At 61.1% G+C, this 8543-nt stretch carries 11 protein-coding genes; 3 read left to right on the plus strand and 8 right to left on the minus strand.

Annotated elements, in window-relative coordinates:
- Positions 1-152 precede the first annotated feature (152 nt).
- Complete coding sequence (locus FHR04_RS20355; RefSeq protein WP_139405006.1) at positions 153-404, minus strand: type II toxin-antitoxin system Phd/YefM family antitoxin; 252 nt, start codon at positions 402-404, stop codon at positions 153-155.
- A 143-nt stretch (positions 405-547) separates the two neighbouring features.
- Positions 548-946: a hypothetical protein gene (locus FHR04_RS20360; protein WP_139405007.1), complete on the minus strand. Its 399-nt coding sequence runs from the start codon at positions 944-946 to the stop codon at positions 548-550.
- A gap of 468 nt (positions 947-1414) precedes the next feature.
- Between FHR04_RS20360 and FHR04_RS20365 the strand changes: the two genes are divergently transcribed.
- Positions 1415-1864 (plus strand): peroxiredoxin family protein, encoded by a 450-nt coding sequence (locus tag FHR04_RS20365; protein ID WP_139405008.1) that lies wholly within the window; start codon positions 1415-1417, stop codon positions 1862-1864.
- Positions 1865-2017: 153 nt separating this feature from the next.
- Here FHR04_RS20365 and FHR04_RS20370 read toward each other — a convergent pair whose 3' ends face one another.
- From FHR04_RS20370 to FHR04_RS20380, 3 genes are all read right to left on the minus strand, one after another.
- A complete protein-coding gene (locus tag FHR04_RS20370; protein ID WP_139405009.1) occupies positions 2018-2251 on the minus strand; it encodes an antitoxin VbhA family protein in 234 nt (77 codons plus the stop codon).
- A 67-nt stretch (positions 2252-2318) separates the two neighbouring features.
- Positions 2319-2933 carry a hypothetical protein gene (locus FHR04_RS20375; protein ID WP_139405010.1) on the minus strand — a complete coding sequence of 205 codons (615 nt, stop codon included), beginning with the start codon at positions 2931-2933 and terminating at the stop codon, positions 2319-2321.
- 3 nt (positions 2934-2936) lie between these two features.
- A complete protein-coding gene (locus tag FHR04_RS20380) occupies positions 2937-3689 on the minus strand; it encodes a hypothetical protein (protein WP_139405011.1) in 753 nt (250 codons plus the stop codon).
- Positions 3690-4395: 706 nt separating this feature from the next.
- On the opposite strand from FHR04_RS20380, the gene FHR04_RS20385 reads away from it, so the two are divergent.
- Together FHR04_RS20385 and FHR04_RS20390 are read left to right on the plus strand one after the other, a co-directional pair.
- Positions 4396-5082 carry an LptA/OstA family protein gene (locus FHR04_RS20385; RefSeq protein ID WP_249039247.1) on the plus strand — a complete coding sequence of 229 codons (687 nt, stop codon included), beginning with the start codon at positions 4396-4398 and terminating at the stop codon, positions 5080-5082.
- Between the two features lie 198 nt (positions 5083-5280).
- Positions 5281-5520 carry a hypothetical protein gene (locus tag FHR04_RS20390; RefSeq protein ID WP_139405013.1) on the plus strand — a complete coding sequence of 80 codons (240 nt, stop codon included), beginning with the start codon at positions 5281-5283 and terminating at the stop codon, positions 5518-5520.
- Between the two features lie 187 nt (positions 5521-5707).
- Here the strand turns inward: FHR04_RS20390 and FHR04_RS20395 are convergent, their stop codons facing one another.
- The 3 genes from FHR04_RS20395 to FHR04_RS20405 form a co-directional block, all read right to left on the minus strand.
- Entirely contained in the window at positions 5708-6895 is a 1188-nt protein-coding gene (locus FHR04_RS20395; RefSeq protein WP_139405014.1) for a hypothetical protein, read from the minus strand.
- A gap of 427 nt (positions 6896-7322) precedes the next feature.
- The gene (locus FHR04_RS20400) at positions 7323-8054 is read right to left on the minus strand and encodes a hypothetical protein (protein ID WP_139405015.1); all 732 of its coding nucleotides are present in this window, start codon (positions 8052-8054) and stop codon (positions 7323-7325) included.
- A 101-nt stretch (positions 8055-8155) separates the two neighbouring features.
- On the minus strand, positions 8156-8543 hold a 388-nt coding region (locus FHR04_RS20405; protein WP_139405016.1), incomplete at its 5' end, for a PIN domain-containing protein.

Below are 8543 nucleotides of genomic sequence, written 5' to 3' on the forward strand. Positions count from 1 at the left end.
GGCCGGCGCCTGGGCCAGCCCAAACTCGATTTCCATGACCGTCACGCTGCTCAAGGCCAGGGTGGATGGGGGATGCTGAGCCAAGTGGCCGCGCACATGGCCCATGCCCCGCACCGCGTAGCTGATGGTGTCGGTATCCAGCAGATACTGAATCAGAACAGCTCCCGGTCTTCCAGTGGCGGCAGATCGTCGCGGGGGATGGTGAAGTCCGCAAGTTCTGGGGTGACTGGGGCCGCGAAGAAGGCCAGGGCCTGCGGGGACCACTGCCCCTCGGTCTCTTCCAGGGCGCACAACCGGGCGGCGGGCTTGCCGTTGCGGGCAATGATCACCGTCTCGCCGCGTTCGGCGGCTTCCACCAGTTTGCTCAGCTGGGTCTTGGCGTCGTGCATGTTCACGGTCGTCATGGCGCTCACCTCTAGCTAAGAGGCTAGCTCACTTGAGAGATGGTTCGGATGAGGCCAGCGCTTAGGCCGCTTTTTTCGTCGCCATCAGGGAAATCAGCAAGGGAGAAACCCATCCCCTTCTGCTGATGCTTTTCTTCCCTCCTCTACGCCCGTCCGGCCAATAAGCGGATCAACAGTCCGCGCAGACCTGTCGGTTGATCGTTCGTTGGGGTGGGTGATAAAGCGGCGTGAGCGGTGACCTCCAGGCGGGCCAGTTGTCCACGCATCAACTCGACTTCCACCCTGGCCGCTGCCGCCGCATCCACTTCCTGTGCCAGCTCGCGACGAAGTGCCGCAGTCTCTTCACGGCTGCTGATCAGCTCAGCCATGATCGGCGCGAGGGTCGGGGACAGCGCCTCACGCAGCAGCTCGGCCAGATCCTCCCGACTGGTCAGCATTCCGGACAGCACTGGCACGTCCGGCAGGGGAGGTGCGGCAGGTGAGTGCAGCGCCCGGAGCGCCGCCTCCACACTGGCCGCCTCGCGGCGGTGAACCAGACTCATGGCCCTGCTGAGAAGATTCACCACCGATTCAGGCCACAGCCTTTCCAGGTGTTCACCTCTGGGCAGTGGCTCACCCATCAGCGCCTCTAACGTGACCGCATGCTTCCTCAATGTGGGGAGGCCTACCCCCACCCGCTCAGACACTTGCTGTGGCGTCAGCACAAGAGGCGCGTCGATCATCCCAAACAGCCTACAGGGGGGGCGATGGGGGCGCTGCACCACCCAGTCGCTGGGGGCGCGTGATCGCCTAGAGCGCCCCCCAAAAGATGCGGCTGAGAGAGTGAAAAAGGGTTTCCGTGGTCAAGGAGGTGTTGCTTATCGATGCAAGCAACACTATTTCGGGGCCTCGCCGGATCGCCACCTCTGCATGAAGGCTTGTCACCCGGTTTAAACGACTGGTTGGCGTGCAGGGAACGATCAGGCGGTATTCACGTATGGGGTGGCATCCAACCGATTTCAGGAGGCTCCATGTCCCAGCCAACGAAAACGCCCCGACAGATCAAATTCAAGGTGCCGCCCTTGCTCGGTTCTGTCCTCACGCGCTTATTCACTGCTGCCACGGTCAAGGCAGGCGCAGTCATTCCACCAGCATCTGCCCTCAACCTGACCCGTCGCACGCTGCTGTACTTCAAATCTGTTGGCTGCGTCGGCTGTGATGAGCTGGACATGTTCATCGGACGATTGGCTTCTACCTCAGGGTTGGACTTACGGGTCATTGACGCACGGCGCAGCGAGATGCCTGAGCACGCTTATGGTGATCAACTCTTGCTGGACAAGGATGGAAGCATTGGGCGAGCCTACGGCGTTCGCATGTTTCCCACGCTCGTTCTGACTACCCCGGCTGGCGAGATTGAAAAAGTGATGGCAGGAGCCAGTTCGAGAGAGGAAGAAATTCGAGCAGGACTGGGATTGAATTGACCTGATAAGTAAACGGAGGCATTAGAGCTTCACCGAAATGCCTGACGTCAGGTTGGGGTATACCCCAACCTGACGTCAGATTAGACGCATCTCAACGCGATAAACACGGCAAAAATCAGTGGTCCATTGGCAGCATTCCAAAGGTCTAAGAGCCTAACCTGACACCTTTTGGGCGCGGTGTTGCTGGAGAACGGCCTCGCGCATCTGTGCGGTGGTCATCAAGCCATCCACATAGCGTTCAAACAGCGCCCGGGTAGCGGCATCGAGGGGCAGGCCCTCCATGGCGCTGCTGTGGGCCACCGCCCGGACGATCCTCCGGCGCTGCTCGCGGGCCTCGGCCTCCTGCACCGCGTGGGGACTTCTGCGGGGGTCATGAACACCACTCATCGGACTTCCTCCAAAATTTACGGCGGTCAGCTAAGGGCGCTGCCGCTCACCCAGCTGAAATTCTCGGTCACCGTTCGTAACCGTAGGACCGTTCGCGCTGCTGCTGGCGCTGGTATTCGCGGTCTTCGTCGTAACTGCGCTCGTGCTGGTGCAGGCGAGCCAGCTCCTGCACGCTGCCGTCGTGCTCCTGGTACAGGCCCAACTCCCGCTGCTGTTCCTGCTGATGCCCGTACGCTTCCCGGCTGAACGTCCGCAGGTCCGCCAGCTCGTCCTTCTGCAAGGTGCGGGACGTGGCCGCCACGACATGGATGTGATCGTGCTGGCCCTGATCCGTATGGCTCACCGCCACCCAGTCGCGCACCTGGTTGCCCTGGGCCTCGATGCGGGCCATCACCTCGGCCGTCCACGCCTGTCGGCGCTGTTCGTCCAGGTCCGCGTGCCCCTCACCGGGATTGAGCACCACCCGGTAGAAGTACGTCTTGCCCTCGGCCTCGGCGGCGCGGTCCAGACGCTCGTACGCCTCCTGGCGGCTCAGCTCGCCGTCCCGGTCGAACAGCGGGCGGTGCTGGCGCTCGCCCTGGTCATCGTGCCGGTGCTCCATGTACCGCACCGAGCCTTTGGCCTGAGACACACTGCGGGTGTAGCTGGTCTTGACCACCGAGATGGATCGTGTGCCGGTCATGGCCTACCGTCGCCCGCCGAACATGCCACGCGGCTTGCTGGCCTCCTGCTGAGCATCCTCCAGGTGGTTGATCGCCGCCAGCAGTTGGCGGGTCAGGCCATGAATGCTGCTCGTCAGCTCCCCCATGCCGCTCTGTGTGGCCCGCTCCTGGCCCTCTAGGGCTTCTACACGGGCCGCCAGGGCGCTAACCACCCCGAGACCCTGCTGGAGCTGCCGGGTGGCCTCTGCGAGGCTGACCAGCGCCGCCGGTTCCTGGGCGCCCGCGCCCTCGCTGATCTCGTTCAGGGTGGTCCGCACGCCGGGGGTGGGGTTCTTCAACTTCTCGACGGCCTGATTCCAGGCGCTGCCGTACAGCTGCTTGGCGGTGTCGTGATCGTTGGCGTAGAGCTTGTACAGCGCGTGGCCGGCCGTCAGCCGTCCGGCCATGCTCTCCAGAGCGGTACGAGCCAGCAGGTGGGAGAGCCGGTGGCCCTGGGCTTTGACCTCACCCCGGACCTGCACCCCCAGCCCTTCCACCATCTCCAGCAGCTCGGACCTCAACGAGGCCAGAGCATCCTCACGGATCGCCTCGTGCGCCTGGCGCTCGCCGGCCTCCACCAGCCGGACCACCGTCGTCGTCAGCCGGTCTCCGCGCACGTCGGCCAGGCGCTCGACCCGTGCGGCCAGCTCGGCGGGCAGCACCACCGACACTTTGCGGCCTCCGCTCGTCGTGTTCACGTTCGCCGTCGGGTCTGACTGTTTCTTGCGCGGTGGCATGCCGTTTTCCTCCTGGAATTGAGAGAACTGCTTTCAGGTTTTCATTCTATCCGACTCCAGAAACAAAGTGTGGGCTAGTGTTGCGGGTCCGATCTCTCTGAGATCGGACCCGCAACTTAACTTGCTTACTTTCCCCCACGACGGTGAGTAAGACTTTTCGGGGCCTGGAAACGGGGCGGGACGGGCCGGGGGAAACGTGGCTCTGCCTGGGCTGAGGCCGCACCCAAAACACCCTGAATTTGTATTCAGCTTAGCTATTTGCTGAGGCTTCGACACCTTGGCTTGACCAGCAACCTTCGCTACACCTTGCCCTCGCTGAGCATCGCTTCATCCAAATACGCTACGCTTTCCGGAAAAGATGATACGAATAAAATACTTGTTCATTCCCATCTTCACTCTATATTTTATAGGTACAAACTTAAATTTGAGTGAAGCTACATCTTATCAAGACTCTTCGACAGAATTATCCATACAGAACACTCCTGAAACAAACGAAACAGCAGAGACTTCGAGCTTGGAACTTGTTCGCAAAAGTGATGAAGACGGTAAGGAGCGCCGGATTCGCATTGTCAAAACTGGCACCACTGATGAGACAGGGGTCTTCGCACTCTGTGGCCCGAAAGGTGACGATCCTCCAGAGACACCCACACTGGCCGTTTTCAGTGAAACCACGGCGGGAGGGGTTCAGATCACCATCGACAAAAACGTGATTCGCGTGCCGTTGGCGGTGGTCACCCAACAACAGCCCAAAGAGGGCCAGGATGGCAGCGACGGACGGGTGGAGGCCAGCGCCGGGACCGCCCGCTTCCTGAATCCAGATGAGGTGCCGCCAGACGCCACAGACCGCCTGACCCGATGCGAGGTCCAAGCCAGTCCCAAACCAGCCCCCGACAGCGTGTTTGTCACCCAAGGCAAGACCGAGTTGCGGGGCCAGAAACTGGTCTATGACGAAACGGACGGCATCGCCCGTATTGATGGCCCGGTGACCTTCCGGCGGGCCAACGAGAAAGACCCATTGACTGGCAGCAGCGAACGCATCGAGGTCAACGTGGACGAGGAGACGACCACGCTGGTGGGCAACGTGGTCCTGAACAGCGAGGGCGGGCGCGTCAGTCGGGCCGGGCGGGTGGAGTACGACGACGCGGCCAACCTGGCCCGCCTGATCGGCACGCCGGAGCGACCCGCCGTGAGCGTCAAGGGCGGCGACACCCTGCGCGCCGGAATAATCCTGTACGACCTCGACCGCAACGAGGTTTACGCGATCAAGGCCGAGGGCGGCACCATCACTGGGGAGTTTGTGGAGGGAGGCTCTCCCAATACAACTTCAGCTACATCATCTGAGTTGCGTCCTCTCCCAACAGCTACTCCTCCAGCTCTGACTTCCCCTCGATAACTTCTGATGCCTCGCAACGTCGCCCCTGATCTAATTAGGATTAGGTCAGAGAAAAAGATAAGGTTTTATCCGGGTAGAATTTGATATAGACCCCAGCGATAACACTTCTTAACTCTAGGGTCAGTGACCCTGCTAGCTCTCAGAGACACATGACCTAAGTTTCTTCATCCTGGCCGTGCCGAAACACAAAGGAGACGCATGATATCTGCAAGTGACTATTTCAGTGGAATTAAATTAAATATCTTCGTAGAGAACAAAAAGGTTGTCGTATCTTACTCTAGCTTAGAGGAAGTTATCAGAGAAGAATTTGAAACAATTGAAGATGCCTTGACATCTGTATCGAAAAACAGTAAATTAGATTCTCACATTAAGGAAGATGTTTTAGATCAGGCTAGATTCTTATCAGATATGATAGTTTACGAAGATAGAGGCATCTGAGCATATAGGTTCGAGGTTGGAATAAGAATTAGCGTGGAGATCGGGGCTGTTCCCTCTCCTAAAGTGAGACGAGTCAGAGGGTATTTTACGCTCTCAACAGATGTCCTCATGCGGACATATGCTCAGGGCGTAATCACCCTCAAGCCGGGCTGAGCAGGGGCTGGCCTTCGGGCGCGGTCCCCGAAGGTCAGGCGCTGCGAAGACGGGCCGCGAACAGCGCGCCGGGGTTTCGCAGCTCGCTGGATTCCTGCACATCCGCCAGCAAGCGCAGCAACTGGGCCGCGAACACCTCCAAAGAGCCGTTCCGGGTGGCTGCCCACAGCAACCCACACCAGAATCTTCGACTGTGACTGTCGCCCAGGGCGTGCGAGATCACCGAGGCCGCAGCGCCGATGGCTCCGGCGCGCTTCAAGTCGCTCATCTCCCCGATTAGGGGCAGGGCGTAAACCGTGTCCTGGAGGCTCATTTTCTCTTCGGCCTGAAATGTCCGCTCTAAAGACAACGAAGTCATTTTCGCATTGGGATTAACGGCCCAGGTTTTCAGGACATGCTCCTGTCGCCCCAAACCCTCACAGGTCTTTAGATAGGACATTATTTTTTCTGCCGTCCTGCCGGTCTTTAAGTCCGCCTGGAAGTCCCGCCACTCGTGCCGCCAGTCGTCGGGGGACAGGTACGCATTGCAGGTGCTGGGCCGCAGCTTGACCGCCCAGATCGAGCCGTCCCACAGATTGCGGTGGCTGCCCAGCTTGGTGCGGATCTTCGAGGCGTGCGCCCCGCCGTCGATCAGTCCGGCGCTCTCCAGCTCCTGGGCCAGGCGGCGCAGGTGGCGGGGCGTGTACTTCAGGACGGCGGCCAGCAACAGCTGGGGCATGTGGAAGGCAGACGAGGAGGGAATCACCCGGTAACGGCGGCCCTGGGCTGCTGCGACGGCCAGCATGTGCAGCACCAGGAACAGCTTGCGCGCACCCTTGCTCAGCCACGGCACCGACTTCAGGACTTCCTCGGCGCTCAGCTCGCCCCAGGCTGGCCCAGCAGCCACCGGATGGGGCAAGGTGACCTGCACCTCTCCGCTGGCCCGCTGGCGGCTCTCCTGGAGATTGGCGGGCATCACGAAGTCCGGCGCGGCCTCGTCGGTGGGCGCGGTCACCAGCTGGTGGAAGCGGGCGCGCTGTTCGGCCCGGCGCGTCTCCCGGTTGTCGCGGGCCTGCTGCGCCAGGCGGCGGCGAGTCTCCTCGACGATCTCCGGCAGCAGGGCGGGCACGGCCTGGGCTTCACCCTGGTTTAAGGTCAGCAAAGAGGGGGTGGCGGCGGGGACCGGGCGGCTGACCTTCTGGAATTGCTTGCTGGGCTGCACTTGGGCGCGGCGGGCGGCCACCGGCTCCCCACGCAGGGCGGCGCGGCCCCACTCGCTGTAGCGGGCTTGACTGGGGGTGAGAGCGGCTTCAAGAGTGTCGGAGACTAGAAATCTGCTGGAGATTTGCCGTACGCTATCGGTACGGCTGCCCTGTCGTTGGTTGTTCACTAGAGAGTTCGTCCTTCGAGTTGGGGTAGCAGAGTCAGAACGTTTGCCGCGTCGCTGGCTCGCTTCGTTTTCAACAGTAGCACCCCGCGTAAAGCGGGGTGCTGTCTGTTGGGGTTTTGTTGGGCCTCTGTTGGGCTGCTGTATGACGATCTGGGACTTGCCGACAGCTTTTTGGACTCGGTGCATACATTTGACAGGGGCTGAATACCGCCCTATATTGGAGGAATCAAAGCGGCCTCCGGGCCGCTTTCTGATTCTCCATAGACTTGATCAGCCACGCTCAGCGGCGCTTCTCGCGTTTGGCGTCCCGCCTTGCGACACTCATTCGTTCCCGCTGGGCCTGCTGCTTTGGGGTGGGAAAGAGTTTGCGCTTGTTCTGCCGCTCGCATTCCACTGTGAACTCCGGGTAGGTTGTGGCAATCACCTGATAGATGCGCTCGTTCAATCGTCGACGTGCCTCTGCCGCTCCGGGTTGTTTCCAGAGCTTGGCGAACAGCTCGCGATAACCCGGTGTGGCATGCAGCAGAAAGCTCACGCGTACCATCGTCAGCGCCTGTGAATCACTCCTGGGCGTGATCGGCTTCCGCTCTAGCCCATTGGATACGGCCCAAGCGTTGTACGAGGCACAGCTTTGAAGCACCAGTTCATCCGGTGTCAGGTCAGGCAGCACGATGTCAAAGGCTTCGATCTGTGCCTGAATTTTAGCGAGGCGCTGTTCAGCGGTCTTGGCTCCTGCCACGGCACCTCTGTCCTTGCGCCGTTCACTCTGGTCCAGCAGTTCGAAAAAGGCGTCGGTCCGTTCAGCTTCCTCAACCCGCTCCAACAAGTACAGCAGATAATCCGCACGCCCTGAATACCGGGGGTTTGGGCGGCGTTCATCGGGTTCACCCAACAGCTCGCGGATCATTTTATCGGTCCAACCCCGCGCCTTGACGCCGGTCTTGGTCAGCGTCCTAGCCTGTTCGTCCGGTTGACCAGGTGGATAGTCTTGATCTGGCGCAGCGTCCCACATGGCTTCAGGGTAACAAGTCAATCTCCCCTCAATGCTGATTCCCGGGCCATAGCCTGAGCGGCGGCCATCGAAGAAACAGGCACTGCCCTGGCCACAAAGACTCAGGTCAGCTCGTCATCCACCCAGTCGGCCACCAGGAGGCCGGCCACCCGGCGGTACTCGCGGCCGTTGTGGGTCACTAAGGTCAGGCCGCGCGCCAGTGCCATGCCTGCGTTCAGCAGGTCATACGGGCCAATCGGTGTCCCCTGCGCTTTGAGGGCGGCCCGGATGCTGGCCGTCACGCGGGCGTCCCCTGGTCCGTAGTCCAGCACCGCCACCCTGGGCAACCACAGCGACAGGGTCGCCTCCACGGCGGCGCGTTTGGCCGGCGCCTGGGCCAGCCCAAACTCGATTTCCATGACCGTCACGCTGCTCAAGGCCAGGGTGGATGGGGGATGCTGAGCCAAGTGGCCGCGCACATGGCCCATGCCCCGCACCGCGTAGCTGATG

This window comes from Deinococcus radiopugnans ATCC 19172, assembly GCF_006335125.1.
GTDB classification, from domain to species: Bacteria; Deinococcota; Deinococci; order Deinococcales; family Deinococcaceae; genus Deinococcus; species Deinococcus radiopugnans.

Coding starts and splice junctions, on each gene's coding strand:
- FHR04_RS20355 (WP_139405006.1), bottom strand. CDS start 404: ATGACGACCGTGAACATGCACGACGCCAAGACCCAGCTGAGCAAACTG.
- FHR04_RS20360 (WP_139405007.1), bottom strand. CDS start 946: ATGAGTCTGGTTCACCGCCGCGAGGCGGCCAGTGTGGAGGCGGCGCTC.
- FHR04_RS20365 (WP_139405008.1), top strand. CDS start 1,415: ATGTCCCAGCCAACGAAAACGCCCCGACAGATCAAATTCAAGGTGCCG.
- FHR04_RS20370 (WP_139405009.1), bottom strand. CDS start 2,251: ATGAGTGGTGTTCATGACCCCCGCAGAAGTCCCCACGCGGTGCAGGAG.
- FHR04_RS20375 (WP_139405010.1), bottom strand. CDS start 2,933: ATGACCGGCACACGATCCATCTCGGTGGTCAAGACCAGCTACACCCGC.
- FHR04_RS20380 (WP_139405011.1), bottom strand. CDS start 3,689: ATGCCACCGCGCAAGAAACAGTCAGACCCGACGGCGAACGTGAACACG.
- FHR04_RS20390 (WP_139405013.1), top strand. CDS start 5,281: ATGATATCTGCAAGTGACTATTTCAGTGGAATTAAATTAAATATCTTC.
- FHR04_RS20400 (WP_139405015.1), bottom strand. CDS start 8,054: ATGTGGGACGCTGCGCCAGATCAAGACTATCCACCTGGTCAACCGGAC.